General features: G+C 66.4%; 14 protein-coding genes. 4 read left to right on the top strand and 10 right to left on the bottom strand.

What is annotated here, in order from left to right; genetic code table 11:
• Positions 1 to 13: 13 nt before the first annotated feature.
• Together ggt and AC1RMY_RS11300 are read right to left on the bottom strand one after the other, a co-directional pair.
• The gene (gene ggt, locus AC1RMY_RS11295) at positions 14 to 1,711 is read right to left on the bottom strand and encodes a gamma-glutamyltransferase (RefSeq protein WP_492864398.1); all 1,698 of its coding nucleotides are present in this window, start codon (positions 1,709 to 1,711) and stop codon (positions 14 to 16) included.
• Positions 1,712 to 1,796: 85 nt separating this feature from the next.
• Positions 1,797 to 2,753, bottom strand: a complete 957-nt coding sequence (locus AC1RMY_RS11300) for a LysR substrate-binding domain-containing protein (RefSeq protein ID WP_492864400.1) — start codon at positions 2,751 to 2,753, stop codon at positions 1,797 to 1,799.
• 142 nt (positions 2,754 to 2,895) lie between these two features.
• Here AC1RMY_RS11300 and AC1RMY_RS11305 point away from each other — a divergent pair, with 142 nt between their 5' ends.
• Both AC1RMY_RS11305 and AC1RMY_RS11310 read left to right on the top strand, forming a co-directional pair.
• Positions 2,896 to 5,214, top strand: coding sequence for a molybdopterin guanine dinucleotide-containing S/N-oxide reductase (locus tag AC1RMY_RS11305; protein ID WP_492864402.1), 2,319 nt, complete (start codon positions 2,896 to 2,898; stop codon positions 5,212 to 5,214).
• Positions 5,211 to 6,491 (top strand): CaiB/BaiF CoA transferase family protein, encoded by a 1,281-nt coding sequence (locus tag AC1RMY_RS11310; protein ID WP_492864403.1) that lies wholly within the window; start codon positions 5,211 to 5,213, stop codon positions 6,489 to 6,491. The genes AC1RMY_RS11305 and AC1RMY_RS11310 overlap by 4 nt, the downstream gene beginning before the upstream one ends.
• Here AC1RMY_RS11310 and AC1RMY_RS11315 read toward each other — a convergent pair whose 3' ends face one another.
• The 7 genes from AC1RMY_RS11315 to AC1RMY_RS11345 form a co-directional block, all read right to left on the bottom strand.
• Positions 6,492 to 7,409 carry a dihydrodipicolinate synthase family protein gene (locus AC1RMY_RS11315; RefSeq protein WP_492864405.1) on the bottom strand — a complete coding sequence of 306 codons (918 nt, stop codon included), beginning with the start codon at positions 7,407 to 7,409 and terminating at the stop codon, positions 6,492 to 6,494.
• 67 nt (positions 7,410 to 7,476) lie between these two features.
• A complete protein-coding gene (locus AC1RMY_RS11320) occupies positions 7,477 to 7,812 on the bottom strand; it encodes a type II toxin-antitoxin system PemK/MazF family toxin (RefSeq protein ID WP_492864407.1) in 336 nt (111 codons plus the stop codon).
• Positions 7,809 to 8,024 (bottom strand): antitoxin MazE-like protein, encoded by a 216-nt coding sequence (locus AC1RMY_RS11325; RefSeq protein ID WP_492864409.1) that lies wholly within the window; start codon positions 8,022 to 8,024, stop codon positions 7,809 to 7,811. Before AC1RMY_RS11325 ends, AC1RMY_RS11320 begins: the two co-directional genes overlap by 4 nt.
• A 78-nt stretch (positions 8,025 to 8,102) precedes the next feature.
• Positions 8,103 to 9,620 carry a tripartite tricarboxylate transporter permease gene (locus AC1RMY_RS11330; protein WP_492864411.1) on the bottom strand — a complete coding sequence of 506 codons (1,518 nt, stop codon included), beginning with the start codon at positions 9,618 to 9,620 and terminating at the stop codon, positions 8,103 to 8,105.
• Between the two features lie 32 nt (positions 9,621 to 9,652).
• The gene (locus tag AC1RMY_RS11335) at positions 9,653 to 10,141 is read right to left on the bottom strand and encodes a tripartite tricarboxylate transporter TctB family protein (protein WP_492864413.1); all 489 of its coding nucleotides are present in this window, start codon (positions 10,139 to 10,141) and stop codon (positions 9,653 to 9,655) included.
• Positions 10,142 to 10,303: 162 nt separating this feature from the next.
• A complete protein-coding gene (locus tag AC1RMY_RS11340) occupies positions 10,304 to 11,299 on the bottom strand; it encodes a tripartite tricarboxylate transporter substrate binding protein (RefSeq protein WP_492864415.1) in 996 nt (331 codons plus the stop codon).
• Between the two features lie 78 nt (positions 11,300 to 11,377).
• Entirely contained in the window at positions 11,378 to 12,412 is a 1,035-nt protein-coding gene (locus tag AC1RMY_RS11345) for a 4-hydroxythreonine-4-phosphate dehydrogenase PdxA (protein WP_492864417.1), read from the bottom strand.
• A 171-nt stretch (positions 12,413 to 12,583) separates the two neighbouring features.
• Here AC1RMY_RS11345 and AC1RMY_RS11350 point away from each other — a divergent pair, with 171 nt between their 5' ends.
• Together AC1RMY_RS11350 and AC1RMY_RS11355 are read left to right on the top strand one after the other, a co-directional pair.
• A complete protein-coding gene (locus AC1RMY_RS11350) occupies positions 12,584 to 13,993 on the top strand; it encodes a flagellar biosynthesis protein FlgA (RefSeq protein ID WP_492864419.1) in 1,410 nt (469 codons plus the stop codon).
• Positions 13,994 to 14,048: 55 nt separating this feature from the next.
• Complete coding sequence (locus AC1RMY_RS11355; RefSeq protein WP_492864421.1) at positions 14,049 to 14,714, top strand: GntR family transcriptional regulator; 666 nt, start codon at positions 14,049 to 14,051, stop codon at positions 14,712 to 14,714.
• Positions 14,715 to 14,808: 94 nt separating this feature from the next.
• Here the strand turns inward: AC1RMY_RS11355 and AC1RMY_RS11360 are convergent, their stop codons facing one another.
• Complete coding sequence (locus AC1RMY_RS11360; protein WP_492864461.1) at positions 14,809 to 16,380, bottom strand: arylsulfatase; 1,572 nt, start codon at positions 16,378 to 16,380, stop codon at positions 14,809 to 14,811.
• Positions 16,381 to 16,697: the final 317 nt, after the last annotated feature.

The following is a 16,697-nucleotide window of genomic DNA, read 5'->3' on the forward strand; positions in this document are numbered from 1 at the left end:
GCGTTGTCGCCGGTCAGTAGGTTCGTCCGCGCCTCGGATCGGGCCAGAAGGACGTGCCGGCGCGGGCCGCGCCGCCGCCGACGCCCATCGGTACGCCGTCGGCGCGCCAGCAGGCCGCGCCCGTCATCGTTCCGTCCTCGGCAAAGCCGATCGCGCACATGCCGCCCGCGACATGCTCGACCGGCGCGACGCGGTGTCCGAGGCCGGCCAGCGTCGCGCGCACCGCCTCGGGCACGCCGTGCTCGATCTCGGCCTCCTGCCCCCAGGTGAAGACGCGGGGCGCCTCGGCCGCTTCCTGCACGCTCATGCCGTGGTCGACGAGGTTGAGCACCGCCTGCATCGCCGAGGCCGGGATGCGGTGGGCTCCGGGCAGGCCAAGCGCGAAGATCGGGCGGCCGCCGCGCTTGCCGATGAGGGCCGTGATGCCGCTGGTGATGCGCTTGCCCGGCTGCAGGGAGAGCGCGTTCCCGGGATGCGGATCGAACAGATACATGTAGTTGTTGGGGATGATGCCGGTGCCGGGGATCATGATCCGGGCGCCGAACAAGCTGTTGATCGTCTGCGTCGAGGTGACGATGTTGCCTTCGTCATCGGCGATCGTGACGTGGGTGGTGTTGGCAGATTCGTTCGAGAGGATCTTCGACTCGAAGCTGCCGGCGCGGGTGCGGTCGATCTCCGGCCGGCGCTGCGCGGCGTAGTCTTTGGAGATCATGCGCGCGACGGGAACATCGACAAACGCCGGGTCGGCCGTGACCGCGCGTCGGTCGGCGGCGGCGATCTTCAAAGCCTCCAGCACGAGATGCAGCGTCTCCGCCGTGCCGAAGCCGAGTTGCCCGATGTCCCAGGCCTCGAGCAGGTTGAGGATCTGCAGCGTGTGGACGCCACCGGCGCAGGGCGGCGGCGGACCGATGATCTCGACGCCGCGATAGACCGCGCGCACCGGCTCGCGCTCGACCGTACGGTAGGCGGCGAGGTCCTCCAGACGCAGAAAGGAGCCGGCCTGCGTCAGATACTCGGCGATGCGGCGTCCGAGTTCGCCGCCATAGACGGCATCGGGTCCATGCTTGGCGATCTGCCGCAGCGTCCCAGCATAGTCCCTCTGCACCAGGAGGTCGCCCGCCGCGAGCGGGCGTCCGCCCGGCAGGAAGACGGCGGCGATGGCCGGATCGAGCGCCAGATCGGGAGCGATCTCGGCGATGCAGGTCGCGAGATAGGGCGAGAGCCGGAAGCCACGCTCGGCATGGCGGATCGCCGGTTCGATCAGATCCCGCAACGGCAGCCGGCCATAGCGCCCGGCCGCTTCGCACCAGGCTTTCAGCGTACCGGGCACCGCGACGGCCTGCGGGCCGACTCGGTTCGCTCGGCCCTTGGCCTCCATGTAGTCGGGCCAGACATCGGAGATCGGCGTGAAGCTGTCCGGGCAGGCGGCCGCGGGCGCAGTGGAGAGCCCGTCGAGCACGATCTCGCGGCCGTCGGCCAGGCGGATCAGCGCGGCGCCGCCGCCGAGGATGCCGACCATCATCGGCTCGACGACGGTCAGCGTGAACAGGGAGGCGACCGCGGCATCTATGGCGTTGCCGCCTGCGGCCAGCATCTCCACAGCCGCGGCCGAGGCCAGCGGATGATTGGTCACCGCCATGCCGCGATGGCCACTGACTGCAGTCTTCTCGCAAGTGAATGGGCTTCCCGCCCGGTCGCGCCAATCCGTCATCGCCAACCCAATCCCGAAGATCAGGAAGTATCGGCGCAGCGCCTCATATCAGTCCAATATGCATATTCATGATTTTTGATAACTATCAGTTCTCAACCTCGACAGACTCGACCGCTTGGACCGAGGCGGCCCAACGCCGCGCATGCGCCGCGAAGGCGCGCGCCACCGGCGAAGGTTCGTTACGGCGGTAAGCCACGGCGAGTTCGGCCAGAACGGGTTCCCCGCTGATCGCCTTGTAGCGCAGGCCCGGCACCTGGATGCAGCGTAGCGACTGCGGCACGAGCGCGACGCCCAGCCCGACCGCGACCATGCTGGCGATCGTCACGAAATCGCGCCCCTGCGCGCCGAGCCGCGGGAAAAATCCGGCCGCCCGGCAGGCGGCGGTGGTGTGCTTGTGGAAGCTGACCTCCGGCGGGTGGCGCGGGGTGATGAAGATGTCGTCGTTGAGGGCCGACAGCGTCACCTGCTCCTGCTCCGCCATCGGATGGCTTTCAGGCAGGGCCAACATGATCTCTTCCTGCAGGATCGCAATGCTGCCTATGCCCAAAGGAAGCGGCACGGGCGGGCGGATGAAGCCGATATCGAGCCTGCCCTGGTCGAGCTGGTCGAGCTGCTGCTGCATCTCCATTTCGGCGATCTGCAGGTCGACCTCGGGATAAGCCGCGCGGAACTCGCCGACCATGGTAGTCAGAGCGCCCGTATAGGCGGCCGAGCCGACATAGCCGATGGCGATGCGCCCGAGTTCGCCGCGCCCTGCCCGGCGGGCGACCAGCAGCGCGCTGTCGGTCTGCTGGAGAGCCTTGCGCGCCTCCTGCGCGAAGAGCTCGCCAGCCAGAGTCAGCCGAACCGAGCGGCGGGTGCGGTCGAAGAGCGGTGTGCCGACGATCTCCTCCAGGTTCATGATCTGCTGGCTCAGGCCCGGCTGGGCGATCTTCAGCCGCTCGGCGGCGCGGCCGTAATTCAGCTCCTCGGCGGTGGCGAGGAAGTAGCGGAGATGGCGCAGCTCCAGCATGGCGCTGCTCAGACGGCGACCGGGAGCCATGCGACCTCTCATAATCAGCAGTTCTTGAAAACCAGAAGGCCGCATATTGGACTGATCTGACGCCCGTCAGCAATATCCGGCTCCACGCCGATATGGCCCGGTGATCCCGGGCTTTTCGGCATCGTACTCGACGAGCCCCGCCATGGATGATTCCGTTCCCGCGCCGACCGGCACGCCCCACGCCGCCCATTGGGGCAGCTTCTTCGCGCGCTGGGACGGCGAGGGTCTCGCCGTCACGCCGCACCCGGACGATCCGGCGCCCTCGCCGATCCTCGGCAACTTCACCGACAGCCTTCGCCACCGAGCGAGGATCGAACGCCCGATGGTGCGGCGCGGCTGGCTTGAGAACGGCCCTGGCCCGCGGCGGCGCGACTTCAACGATGATCTCGTGCCCGTCGGCTGGGACGAGGTACTCGACCGCCTGGCCGGCGAGATCAGCCGCGTCACCGAGGCGTTCGGCCCGGAGGCGATCTATGGCGGCTCCTATGGCTGGTCCAGCGCCGGACGCTTTCATCATGCGCAAAGCCAGATCCACCGCTTCCTGAACGTCGCCTGCGGCGGCTATGTTCGTTCGGTCAACAGCTACAGCGCCGGCGCCTCGACCGTGATCCTGCCGCATGTGATGGGGCCTTTCGAGGCACTGTCTCGGCGCAACGTCACCTGGGACCAGATCGCCGAGCACACCGACACGGTGCTCGCGTTCGGCGGCCTGCCGCTGAAGAACCAGATGATCGCGAGCGGCGGCATCACCCAGCATATCGAGCCCGATGCGATGGCGCGCGCCGTCGCGCGCGGAGCGACGTTCTGGTCCGTCAGCCCGCTGCGCGACGATACGCCCGGCGAGGCCCGGCCGAACTGGCTGCCCATCCGCCCCGGCACCGATGTGGCGATGATGCTCGGCCTCGCCCATACGCTGCTGACGGAAGACCTGCATGATCGCACCTTCCTGGCGCGCTATTCCACCGGCTTCGAGGAATTCTGCGCCTATCTCACCGGCGGCACAGACGGCACGGCGAAAGACGCCGACTGGGCGGCCAATCTGACAGGCATCGCCGCCGACGTGATCCGAGATCTGGCGCGCAAGCTTGTCGCCGGCCGCAGCCTGATCACAGTCGCCCATGCTCTGCAGCGTGCGCAATATGGCGAGCAGCCGGTCTGGATGGCCGCTGTGCTGGCCGCCATGATCGGCCAGATCGGCCTGGCTGGCGGCGGTTACAATTATGGGCTCGGCGCGATGGGACACACTGGCCGGCGCGTGAACGCTGTGCCGATCCCGACCATGGCGCAGGGCACGAACGGCGTCAGCGCCTTCATTCCCGTGGCGCGCATCGCCGATATGCTGCTCGATCCGGGCGCGGCCTTCGCCTATAACGGGCAGGACCTGACCTATCCGGAGATCAGGCTGGTCTACTGGGCCGGCGGAAACCCCTTCCACCACCATCAGGATATCAACCGCCTGATCCAGGCCTTCTCGCGGGTCCACACGATCATCTGCCATGAGAGCGCCTGGACGCCGATGGCGCGCTTCGCGGACATCGTGCTGCCCGCGACGATGACGCTGGAGCGCGACGATATCGGCGCAGCGGCGACCGATCCGCGCCTGATCGCCATGTGCCAGGTCGTGCCGCCGATCGGCGAGGCACGCGACGATTTCGCGATCTTCACCGAACTGGCCGCAAGGCTCGGCTGCGAACAAGCCTTCACTGAGGGCCGTTCGGTGCAGGAGTGGCTCGTTCATCTCTACGAGCCGACGCGCCGCGCATTGGAGGAAAAGGGCTGGGCGGCACCCTCCTTCGACGCCTTCTGGCAGGCCGGCGAGATCCCCCTGCCCTCGGCGCCCGACGATGGCGGCATCCTGCGCGCCTTCCGCGACGACCCCGACGGCAACCCGCTGCCGACGCCGAGTGGCCGCATCGAGATCGTCTCGCAGGTCGTCGCCGGCTTCGGTTACGACGATTGCCCGGGTCATCCCGTCTGGCTGCCTGCGACGGAGCAGCCGAGCGAGGCCGCACCGCTGACGCTGATCGCCAATCAGCCGGCGACGCGGCTGCACAGTCAGCTCGATTTCGGCGCCTACAGCCAGTCCGCGAAGCGCGGAGGGCGCGAGGTCGTCCGGATCAATCCACGGGATGCCGCCACGCGCGGCATCGCAGACGGCGATCTCGTGCGGCTGTTCAACGAGCGCGGTGCCTGCCTCGCCGCCGCCGCGATCAGCGACGACGTCATGCCCGGCGTGATCCATCTCCCGACCGGCGCCTGGTACGATCCCGAGCGCGGCGCGGAGGAAGCCGCACTCTGCATCCACGGCAACCCGAATGTTCTGACCCGCGACATCGGCACTTCGCGGCTGGCGCAAGGCAGTTGCGGGCAGGTCACGACCATCCAGTGCGAGCGCTTCGGCGGCGTCGCCCCGCCGGTGCGGGCGCATGAGCCACCGGTGCGCGCCGGCGAACAGCCATGATCGAAAATCCTATGCCGGAGCGGCCGACGACCTCAGGCGCGGGACCGCTGGCCGGCCTGCGCGTGCTCGACCTGACCTCTGTGCTGATGGGGCCCTATGCCACCTCGATCCTCGGCGACATGGGCGCCGACGTGATCAAGCTCGAAGGGCCGGGCGGCGACGTCATCCGCCAGGTCGGCCCGAGTCGCAGCGGCGAGATGGGCGGCATGTTCATGCATGCCAACCGCAGCAAGCGCTCGATCGCCATCAATCTCAAGGCGCCGGCCGGCCGCGACCTCGCGCTGCGCCTCGCGGCGACCGTCGACGTGCTGATCTACAATGTCCGGCCGCAGGCGATGGAGCGGCTCGGGCTGGGCTATGATGCCGTCGCGGCAGCGCGGCCCGGTATCATCTATGTCGGTGCCTTCGGCTATGGTCAGGATGGGCGCTACGCCGCGAAGCCCGCCTATGACGATCTGATCCAGGGCGCGTCCGGCGTCGCCTCCCTGATCGCCGAGGCCGGCGACGGCACGCCGCGTTATGTCCCGGTCAACATCGCCGACCGTGTCGTCGGACTGCATGCGCTGGTTGCGATCCTCGCCGCGCTGCGCCACCGCGACCGCACCGGCGAGGGCCAGCGCATCGACGTGCCGATGTTCGAGACCATGGCGAGCTTCGTGCTCGGCGACCATCTCGGCGGGCTGAGCTACGATCCGCCGCTCGATGGCGGCGGCTATCTGCGGCTGCTGGCTCGCGACCGGCGGCCTTACCGCACTGCCGACGGCCATCTCTGCGTCGTCATCTACACCGACCGGCACTGGCAGCAGTTTCTGCAATTGACCGGCCACGCCGAATGGCTCTCCGAACCCCGCTTCGCCAGCCATGCCAGCCGCACCCGCGATATCGCCGCGATCACCGAGCAGGTCGCGGCGATCTTCCTGACCCGCACCACCGCTGAATGGGAGACGCTACTCGGGGCGGCCGATATTCCACATGCGCCGATGCACACGCTCGACGGCATCATGGCCGATCCGCATCTCGACGAGATCGGCTTCTTCCAGGAGCTGGACCATCCGACCGAGGGCGCGGTCCGCTCGATGCGGGTGCCCTCGCGCTGGAGCGCCAGCCAACCGGTGCCATCACGGCCGGCGCCGCGCTTCGGCGAGCATACCGACGAAGTCCTGCGCGAACTGGGCCTCGGCGCGTCTGAGATCGCGGAGTTGGAGGCCAGCGGCGCCGTCATGATGCCCCGGCGGACCGACGTCGACGCGCCGGCCGAGGCGCTTCAGCCGGGCTGACTACTCCGCCCAGCGCAGGGCCAGCGGATCGAGCTCGCGCGCGAGTTCGATCAGGCCTTCGCGGGTCTTCGGATGGAGCGGCGTCAGCGGATGGCGCACGGCCTCCGACTTGATGACCCCGCCCTCCTTCATCACCGCCTTGGCCGAGCGCAGGCCGCATTGGCGGTTCTCGAAGTTGATGATCGGCAGCACGCGGGCATAGCGTCGCTTGGCCTCCTCGCGGTCACCGGCGAAGAAGGCCGTCAGGATCGGCTTGATCAGGTCCGGAATCATCGCTGATGTCATCGTGCCGGTGGCGCCGGCGTCGAGATCGGCCATGAGCGTGATCGCCTCCTCGCCGTCGAAGGGGCCCGCGACGGCCGCACCGCCCGCCTCGATCAGCGCACGCAGCTTGTTGGCGGTGCCCGGTACCTCGATCTTGAAGTAGCGGACGAGCGGAACCTCCTTGGCCAGCCTGATCATGAAGGGCACGGTCATCGTCACGCCCGAAAGCGGCGCGTCCTGCAGGATGATCGGAATGCCGCAGGCGTCCGCGACCATCTTGAAATGCTCGATCATGCCCTGCTCGTCGGCCTTGAGCAGCGCGCCGTGATAGGGCGGCATCATCATCAGCATCTTGGCGCCGGCATCTGCGGCAGCCTTGGCACGCTGGGCTGCAATGCGGGTCGAGAAATGCGAGGTCGTGACGATCACCGGCACGCGGCCCGCGACCTGCTCCAGCGACAGATACATTACCTGCTCTCGCTCGGCATCGGTCAGCAGGAACTGCTCGGAGAAGTTCGCGAGGATGCAGATGCCGTCGACGCCCTGATCGACCATCAGGTCCATGACACGCCTGTTACCCTCGATGTCGAGGTCGCCATTGTCGTGAAAGATGGTCGGGGCGATCGGCAGGATGCCCTTGTAGGGTTCGGTCATGGCAGTTCTCAGCGTTGCGGGAGAAGCGAAAGGAGGGTGCGAGCCTGCAGGAGCGGCTGCGAGGCGATCAATCCGATAGGCCGATGACGAACGCGATCGCAGCCGCCACGCGCACCGTGTCGGCGGGGCTCAAGCGTCCGATCGGCTCCGCGATCCGGCTGCGCAGGAGCGTTACCGGCTTGTCGGCCATGACCTGCGAGCGCTCGCGCAACCCATTGCCGATCGTCGGCTCGATCGTGATGCGGAAATCCGGCGCGTCGACGAGAACCGAGGTCATCTGACAAAGGACCACGGAAGCGTGCTCGTCCGGCATCGCGTCGCTCTGAATGATGACGGCCGGCCTGGGCTTGCCACAGTCCCCGGCCGCCGAGACGATCACCACATCCCCGCGGCGAAGGCTCAAGCGGCCTCATCCGGATTGTCGAACTCGGAAACCGCCTCGATCCAGCGCAACGCCTCGAGTTCGTCCGAGGGGTCGAGATGAGCGACCTGCTCGGCGATGCGGGCCCGCACTGCCGACGAGCGCGCGTCCGGCAGAAGCAGCCGCACCTCGCGCAGATCCTGCTCGCGCCGGCGTCGGCGCATATCGCGCATTCGTTGAGCAACCGCCGACATGACCGCATCTCCAATGCTAGGATTTCATCGTAACGCGTTACACAGCCCTCAACAAGATCGGACGGCATGACCTGACGCTCAGCCTTTCACTGCTCCGGCAGCCGGCCCGCCGCGCAGATATTGCGCGACACGGCCGATCACCGGCAGCACCAGCAGGGCCAGACCGATCGTCATCAGCGTCGAGACCAGCGGGTTCGACCAGAAGATCGAGAGCGAGCCCTGGCTGAAGATCATCGATTGGCGGAAGGCGTCCTCAGCCTTGTCGCCGATGACCATGGCGAGCACGAGCGGCGCGATCGGATAGTCGAGCTTCTTGAAGACATAGCCGACAAGGCCGAAGATCAGCGCCAGCCAAATGTCGAACTCCTTGCTGGCAGCCGTGAAGGCGCCGATGAAGCAGATCACCACGATCACCGGCCCGATGATCGAGAACGGGATGCGCAGGATCGAGGCGAAGAGCGGCACCGTCGCCAGCACGACCACGACCGCGACCACGTTGCCGAGATACATCGAGGCGATCAGGCCCCAGACGAAGTCCGGACGGTCGGTGAACAGCGTAGGACCCGGATTGAGACCCCAGATCATCAGGCCGCCCATCATCACGGCTGCGGTCGCCGAGCCCGGAATGCCGAGCGCCAGCATCGGCAGCATCGCGGCGGAGCCGGCGGCATGATCTGCGGTCTCGGGCGCGATGACGCCTTCCGGCTCGCCCTTGCCGAACTTGGCCGGGTTGCGCGAGGAGCGCTTGGCCATGGCATAGCTCATGAAGGAGGCCGCCGTCGGCCCGCCGGGCGTGATGCCCATCCAGATGCCGATCGCGCTGGAGCGCAGCAGGGCGAGCCAGTAACGCGGCAGCTTGGCCGCAGTGAGCAGCACGTCGCGGATGCGGACCTTGGCGGCGACGCCCTCGAACTTCAGCCCCTCCTCCATCGTCAGCAGCAATTCGCCGATGCCGAACAGGCCGATGACCGCAATCAGGAAGGATACGCCGGCCAGCAGTACGTCGAACTCATAGGTCAGGCGGACATTGCCCGAGACCGAGTCCATGCCGATCGATGCGAGCGTGAAGCCGATGCCCATCGAGACGATGGTCTTCGCCGGCGAGGCCCCGCCCAACCCGATGAAGCTGGCGAAGGTCATGAAGTAGACCGCGAAGTACTCCGGCGAGGAGAATTTCAGCGCGAACTTGGCGACCCAGCCTGAGAGCAGCGTGATCAGAATGACGCCGGCCAGCGCACCGAAGCCGGCCGAGAGGAAGGCGAAGGAGAGCGCTTCCGTCGCCCTGCCCTGCTTGGCCATGGGGTGGCCGTCGAATGTGGTCGCGACCGATGAGGGCTCGCCGGGGATGTTGAACAGGATCGAGGTGGTCGAGCCGCCGAAGAGCGCGCCCCAGTAGAGCGAAGTCAGCAGGATGATCGCCGAGACCGGGTCCATGGCGAAGGTCAGCGGCAGCAGCAACGAGACGCCGTTGGGCGCGCCGAGCCCCGGCAGGACGCCGACGAGCACGCCCAGCAGCACGCCCGCCATCATTAGCAGGATATGATGCGTGGTCAGCGCGACCGAGAAGCCGTGCATCAGGTTGGCGATGTTATCCATGGCTTACCGCACCGTTTCCCGTTGCAGACCGTTCATAGGCCGAGCAGAGGCTCGAGCGGCCCCTTGAGCAGGCTGATCTGGAAGAATTTCTCGAGCGCGAGATAGAAGAAGGCGGCCGTGCCGAACGCCGTCGCCAGCGTCGAGAGCCAGCCGTAACGGCCCTGAAAGCGCATGGTGAAGACAAGATAGAGGATCGTCGCGACATACATGCCGAGCGTGGCGCTGAGCACGACGAAGGCGATCAGCGGCAGCAGGAAGGACAGCACCCGCCAGCCGCGTTCGCGATCGAGGAATTCCTCCTTCAGCCATGGCGCCCCGGCCATCTGCCTGATCGCGGTGAAGGCCAGCGTGCCGAGGCTCGCCAGCGCGACGAGGCCACCGGTGTAGAACGGGAAGGCGCCGGGCTGCGGACCCGAGGAATCCCAGCCGATGCCGAATTCGAGCGCGCCCTTGACGATGACGAGGCCGAAAACCAGCGTCGCCAGCGCGGTCGCGATCTCGGCCCAGAAGCGGGTGATCATGATGGGAATTCCCTGTCGTCGAACGGGCTGACGAACCGCGCCGTCATCCCGGGCTTGACCCGGGATCCATCGGAGGGCGAATCCTTGTCCAGGATTTGGCTCTACGATGGAATCCCGGAGCTCCGCTGCGCTCCGTCCGGGATGACGGCGCGGTTCGGGTGCCTACTTCGCGACCCAGCCTTCGTTCTCGAAGACCTTCTTGTTGGCGGCTTCGTCCTTGGCAACGAAGTCGGCCAGTTCCTGGCCCTTCATGAACTTGGCCGTCTGCGCGGTGCGGGCGACGAATTCCTGCCATTCCGGCGTCTTGGAGACCTTCTCCAGCACGTCGGCGTAGAAGGCGACGGCCTCGCCCGGGACCTCGGCCGGCAGCCAGACGGTGCGCGGCATCTGGAAGGTTTCCAGCGGCAGGCCGGCTTCCTTGCAGGTCGGGATATCGCCCCAGCCCTTGCCTTCGAAGACCGGGTCGCTCTTGGCGAGACGCACCGGCGAGAAGACGCAGAGGGGCTTCACCTGCCCGGCCTTCCATTGGCCGATGTTCTCGTTCGGATTGTTGACGTTGGAGTCGATATGCCCGCCGGCGAGTTGCACGGCCGCCGCGCTGCCACCCTGGAACGGCACGTAGATCCACTTCACGCCGGCGGCGTCCTGGATCATCGAGGTCAGGGTCTGGTCAGTGTCCTTCGACTGGCTTCCGCCCATCTTGAAGCCCATCGGCTTGGCCTTGACCGCCTCGAGATAACCCTTCGCATCGGCATAGGGTGCATCGCCCTTGACCCAGAGCAGGAACTCGTCGAGCGCCAGGCCCGCCACCGGCGTAAGGTCGCTGAACTTGTAGCCGAGCTTGGCAACGTAAGGCAGCAGATAGGCGTTGTTGGTGCCGAAGATGACGCGGTTGGGATCGCCCTTGGCTCCCTTGCCGTAGACATAGCCTTCCGCGCCCGAGCCCCCGCCCTTATTCACAACCACGATCGGCTGGTCGATCAGCTTGTGCTTGCTGATGATCGACTGGATCATGCGGGCGAAGTTGTCGGTGCCGCCACCGGCGCCCGAGGTCACGACGAACTCGATCGGCTTGGTCGGCTGCCAGGCCTGCACGGCGCCCGCGCCGCCAATCGCGAGCGCGCCGGCGAGCGCAGCGGTGATGCTGATGGTCTTCATGCGGTTTACTCCCTGGAGGATCGGTTTTCTCGACCGCTCTTGAGCGGCGGTCTTTGAAAGGAACTGAGGCTCGAGAAATCAGGCGGCGGCCTTGGCCCTCGCCTTGCCGTCCTGCGCCATCTTGATGGCGAGCGTGAGCGCGGCGCGGGTGGCGCCGAGATTGGCGATGCCCTTGCCCGCGATCTCATAGGCCGTGCCGTGGGCCGGCGTGCAGATCGGGAACGGGAAGCCACCGATGAGCGTAACGCCGCTGTCGAAGCCGATCAGCTTCATCGCGATCTGGCCCTGGTCGTGATACATCGTCAGAACGGCATCGAAATCGCCGTTCCGCGCCCGCAGGAACACGGTGTCGGAGGGAAACGGCCCCTCGACCGTGAAGCCCTTGGCCTTGGCCGCCTTCACGGCCGGCTCGATCGTGTCGATCTCGTCGCGCCCGAAATTGCCGCCGTCGCCGGCATGGGGATTGATGCCCGCGACCGCGATGCGCGGCGGGTTGAAACCGGCCTGGCGCAGATTGGCGTCGGCCAGCGTGAGTGCCCGCAGGATGCGCTCCTGCGTAATGTTCTGCGCGACCTCCGACAGCGGGATATGCGAGGTCACCCGCGCATTCCAGAGCTTGCCGAGGATGTTGAACTCACTCGCCGGCCCTTCGAAGCCGATTGCGTCGCGCACGAAGCGAATCTCGTCGTCATAGCCCGGATAGGCAAAGCGCATCGCCGCCTTGTTGAAGGGCGTGAAGAAAACGGCATCGGCGTTGCCGGAGGCTGCGAACTGCAGGGCGCGACGGAAGTTCTCGGTCGCGGCCTTGCCGCCGGCGAGCGTCGCCTTGCCGCGCTGCAGCTCTGCCGGATCGTGATTGGCGAGATCGACGAAGATCGGCCGGTCGCCGAGCGGCAGCGCATCGCCGTCGCGGACGACGATGACCTGCGGATCGACGCCGCCATCCTTGGTGCCGAGATCAAGCAGGCGCTTGTCGCCGAAGACGACGAAGCGTGCCGCCGCGCGCAGATCGGGTTCGGCCAGAATGCGCGCCGTCAGTTCCGGGCTGATGCCCGAGGGATCGCCCATCGCGACGGCGATCACCGGCAATCCGCCCTCGGTCCGCTGATCCATGGCGCTTCTCCGCTGCTGCCCCTGGTTCCGCCCAGAGGTCCTTCCAAGGCCCTCTGGCTAGCACAGCCCTCCGAAGGTCACAAGTATGCTGTATGCAGCATAACACAGCTGGTGTAGTCCTTGAGCAAGGCGCGCAGTCGCCGGACCACTAAGAGACGCTCTGGAGGAACGATGAATTTCCACGCGCATTACGCCGGCATCACGCAGCCGATCGAGACCTGCCTCGTCGGCAGCGGCGGGTTCGGCCGCAGCTATCTTGCCCAGGCGCGGAAGATTCCTCTCGTCAACGCCCGGATCGCCGTCGACATGACGGCCGAAGCCGCCGGCCGTGCCTTCGAGGCTGCGGGCCATGCGGGGGCCGAGATCGCACTGTGCGAGACGCCCGAGCAAGCCAGGGCCGCCTGGGATGCCGGCAAATGCGTCGCGGCGGGGCGGTTGGAGACCGTCCTCGCCCTGCCCTTCCAGCTTCTCGCCGAGGCGACCGGCAGCCCGGAGGCCGCAACCCGGCACAGCCTGATGGCGATCGAGGCAGGACGGCATGTCGCGCTGGTGTCGAAGGAAGCCGACAGCGTCGTCGGCCCTGGCCTCGCCTGGCTCGCCCGCGAGAAGGGCGTCGTGGTCACGCCCGTCGACGGCGACCAGCCCAGCCTCTTGATCGGGCTCGCGAGTTGGGCGGAGGTTCTGGGCCTGGAGATCATCGCGGCCGGGAAATCCAGCGAGTACGACTTCGTCTTCGATCCGGCGACGGGCGCCGTCACCTGCGACGGCGTGACGAAGGTGCTGCCCGGGCTTCGGCAGTACTGGCTCGGCGGTGAGCCTTCGGCCGTTATCCGCACCGCCGCCGAGCGCACGCGCATTCTCGGACAGGCCTTCCCGCTGCGCGCGGTGCCCGATCTCTGCGAGATGACCCTCGTCGCCAATGCTCTCGGTTTCTCGGCCGATACCGCCGGCTTCCACGCGCCGCCGGCCCGCATCCCGGAAATCGCCGACCTGTTCGCGGGCAGGGTCCAGGGCGGGCTGATGTCGGGCGAGCGGCGGATCGACGTGTTCCATCACCTGCGCCTGGCAGAGGAGGCCAGTTTCGCCGGCGGCGTCTTCATCGTCGTGCGCTGCGACAATGCCGAAACCTGGGACATGCTCGCCGGCAAGGGCCATGTCGTCGGCCATAACGGCAAGACGGCGATGATCTACCTGCCGCGCCATCTGCTCGGCGTCGAGGTCGCGACCTCGATCCTCGATGCCGTCGGGCTCGGCCTCTCCGGCTATGGCGAGGATTATCGCCCGAGGCAGGACCTCGTCGCGGTGGCACAGCGGGACCTTGCAGCCGGCACGGTGCTGGCGATGGGCGGGCATCATCACAGCATCGCCGATGTCGGCGCAGAGGTGCGCGCCGCCGCCGCGCTGGCGCAGGAGAGCCCTGCCCCGTTCTATTTGGTGGCCGACCGCAAGCTCCTGCGCGCCGTCAAGGCGGGCGACGCGATCCGCCTCGGCGATGTCGAGATCCCCGTCGATTCGGGCCTGCTGGCGATGCGCCGCCGCCAGGACGCGATCTTCGCACAGGCGATGAAGGCCGCCGTTTGACAGCACCGGATTCGCGTGCCGTAACCGGCATACAGACAGGATTTGTGGAGCTGCGATGAGCGAGCCTGCGAGCGACTATCCTCGGATCACGCGCCGGACCCTCCATGACGAGGTCCTGGAGCGTCTGCGCGACATGATCATCGAGGGGCGGCTCGCCCCGGCGCAGCGCATCAACGAGGGGCTCGTCGGCGCGCAACTCGGGGTCTCGCGCACGCCTCTGCGCGAGGCGATCAAGACGCTGGCGAGCGAGGGGCTGGTCGAGATCCTGCCGGCCAAGGGCGCGATCGTGCGCCGCTTCTCGGCCCGCGACCTGGCCGACATCCTCGAAGTGCTCAAGACATTGGAGCAACTGGGCGGCCGCATCGCCTGCGCCGAGGCGAGCGACGAGACGATCGAGGCGATCCACGACCTGCACAAGCAAATGCTGGCGCTCTACGAGAACCGCAACCGGCTGGAGTACTTCAAGCTCAACCAGGCGATCCACAGCGCGATCGTGGCGGCTTCCGGCAATGCCGCACTGATGGAGATGCACGCGACCCTGCAGTCGCGGATCAAGCGGTTGCGCTTCGTCGGCAATGAGGGGCCGGTGAAATGGGCCGGCGCCGTCGCCGAGCACGAGGAGATGATGGCGGCGCTGCTCAAGCGCGACGCGGCGGAGCTCAGCCGCATCATCGGTTTACACATGGACTCGACGCTGCTGCGGGTGCGCGAGGTCCTTTAAGGACAACCGGTAAAGCCGTACGAAGTCTCCGCACGACTTCACCTTGGTTGCGCAGCAACCGAACGTTGCCGCCATAGTAGTCGAAGGTCCGCGACTACTTGGCCATCGCCGCCCTTGCGGCTTCGATTTTCGCCTTCACCGCGTCGAGATTGAAGCTCGCTCCCCTCTGCATAGGCGGAAACTCGATGGCGGTCATCGCCAGCTTCTCGACCTGCTGCTGGACGAACACGAAGCGCCAGAACTCGTACTGGAACCAGGAGAAGTAGTTCTGCGAGCCTGACTTCGTACCATTCTCCGGCCAGCCGGTGCGCTCGAACGGATCAAGCCGAAGATTGGTCAGATAGGGCACATCCGCCTTGGTCTTGTCCCCGAGCCAGCCGCCGGGCTGGTCGATGAAGCGATACTTGTAGTCGCCGATACGGACCGCCCCCAGCTCGCTTTCGCCGAAATAAAAGATCTCGTTCCGGTTCGACGGGCCCTTGCCGGTAATCAGGTCCATCTGGTTGTAGCCGTCCAGATAGACTTTGTAGTTGCGATCGCCGATCTGCTTACCCTTCTTCAGCTCTTCGGCGATGTTGGGGTTGCCGGCCGCCGCGACGAAGGTGGGAAACCAGTCGAGCCCCGAGATCAAGCCGTTCTCGACCTTGCCGGCCGGCACCCGGCCCGGCCAGCGGATCATCGCCGGCGCGCGAAAGCCGCCTTCCATGACCGTGCCCTTGCTTTGCGCGAAAGGCGTCTGACCGCCGTCCGGCCAGGTAAAGACCTCGGTGCCGTTGTCGGTGGTGAAGACGACGATCGTATTGTCGTCGACGCCCATGTCCTTGAGCTTCTGCATCAATAACCCGACGTCGTCGTCGAGCTGCGCCATCCCGGCTTCGTGGATGGACCAGCCGTTCTTCGAGTTACGCATCGCCTGGTACTTCGGCGACAGATGCGTGACGATGTGCATGCGGGTCGGATTGAGCCAGAGGAAGAACGGCTTGTTGTCCGCCTTGGCCTTGTCCAGGAACTTGAAGGACAGGTCGCGGATCTCGTCGTCTACGGTCTGCATCCGCTGCGGGCAGAGCTCGCCCGCATCCCGGATCGTCTGCTTGCCGACCTTGCCCCACCGTGGGTCCACGGTCGCGTCGTCGACGTTGCTCGCAAGCGAATGGACCATGTTGCGCGGGCCGACCTGCGACCTGAGCTCCTGCGGATAGTTCGGATGGCAGGGGTCTTCCATCGCATCGAGATGGTAGAGATAGCCGAAGAACTCGTCGAAGCCGTGCACCGTCGGCAGGAACTCGTTCTTGTCGCCGAGATGGTTCTTTCCGAATTGGCCCGTGGCGTAGCCCATCCCCTTGAGTACGGTTGCAATCGTTGCCGCCTGCGCCGGCAGGCCCGTGGGAGCACCCGCCTGGCCAACGGTCGTCATGCCGGTGCGGATCGGCAACTCGCCGGTGATGAAGTTGGCTCGACCGGCCGTGCAACTCGCCTCAGCGTAATAGTCGGTGAACAACATGCCTTCGGCGGCAAGCTTATCGAGATTGGGCGTGCGTCCCGCCATCATGCCGCGATGGTAGGCGCCGATGTTCCAAATGCCGATATCGTCCCCCATGACGACGACGATATTTGGCCGTTGCTGCTGCGGTTGCTGCGCGATGGTCGGAAAACTCAATCCTGTCATTAGAGCGATTGCAGCAGACATACTGAGCCATTTGCCACGAGTATTCATGCCAATCCTCCTGTTTTGAACCTTTCGTCGATTTTCCTGAGCGGTCTCGGGCCTCGGTATTGTGGCGGTGGAGAGCAGCCACAATTGAGCAGGTCTACGGCGTTTCAACGGCCCCACGATACTGGCCCAAAGGACAATATCGAACGGCATGCATGGAGGCTCCGCGGCCCGGGAAAGCTGACGTCCTGATGGTCTAGGTCACATACCCATAAACGGGATTCCCTGCGTGGCGGCGTTCTGATTGATTGATCTCGGCCTTGGAGGTTGAG

The organism is Allobosea sp. GW822-FHT03F07, from assembly GCF_058801345.1.

Bases quoted from the DNA above. Each gene is read 5' to 3' on its own strand.
- AC1RMY_RS11310 (WP_492864403.1), top strand. From the start codon at position 5,211: ATGATCGAAAATCCTATGCCGGAGCGGCCGACGACCTCAGGCGCGGGA.
- AC1RMY_RS11345 (WP_492864417.1), bottom strand. From the start codon at position 12,412: ATGGATCAGCGGACCGAGGGCGGATTGCCGGTGATCGCCGTCGCGATG.
- AC1RMY_RS11330 (WP_492864411.1), bottom strand. From the start codon at position 9,620: ATGGATAACATCGCCAACCTGATGCACGGCTTCTCGGTCGCGCTGACC.
- AC1RMY_RS11315 (WP_492864405.1), bottom strand. From the start codon at position 7,409: ATGACCGAACCCTACAAGGGCATCCTGCCGATCGCCCCGACCATCTTT.
- AC1RMY_RS11325 (WP_492864409.1), bottom strand. From the start codon at position 8,024: ATGTCGGCGGTTGCTCAACGAATGCGCGATATGCGCCGACGCCGGCGC.
- AC1RMY_RS11355 (WP_492864421.1), top strand. From the start codon at position 14,049: ATGAGCGAGCCTGCGAGCGACTATCCTCGGATCACGCGCCGGACCCTC.
- ggt (WP_492864398.1), bottom strand. From the start codon at position 1,711: ATGACGGATTGGCGCGACCGGGCGGGAAGCCCATTCACTTGCGAGAAG.
- AC1RMY_RS11305 (WP_492864402.1), top strand. From the start codon at position 2,896: ATGGATGATTCCGTTCCCGCGCCGACCGGCACGCCCCACGCCGCCCAT.
- AC1RMY_RS11300 (WP_492864400.1), bottom strand. From the start codon at position 2,753: ATGGCTCCCGGTCGCCGTCTGAGCAGCGCCATGCTGGAGCTGCGCCAT.
- AC1RMY_RS11340 (WP_492864415.1), bottom strand. From the start codon at position 11,299: ATGAAGACCATCAGCATCACCGCTGCGCTCGCCGGCGCGCTCGCGATT.
- AC1RMY_RS11335 (WP_492864413.1), bottom strand. From the start codon at position 10,141: ATGATCACCCGCTTCTGGGCCGAGATCGCGACCGCGCTGGCGACGCTG.
- AC1RMY_RS11350 (WP_492864419.1), top strand. From the start codon at position 12,584: ATGAATTTCCACGCGCATTACGCCGGCATCACGCAGCCGATCGAGACC.
- AC1RMY_RS11360 (WP_492864461.1), bottom strand. From the start codon at position 16,380: ATGACAGGATTGAGTTTTCCGACCATCGCGCAGCAACCGCAGCAGCAA.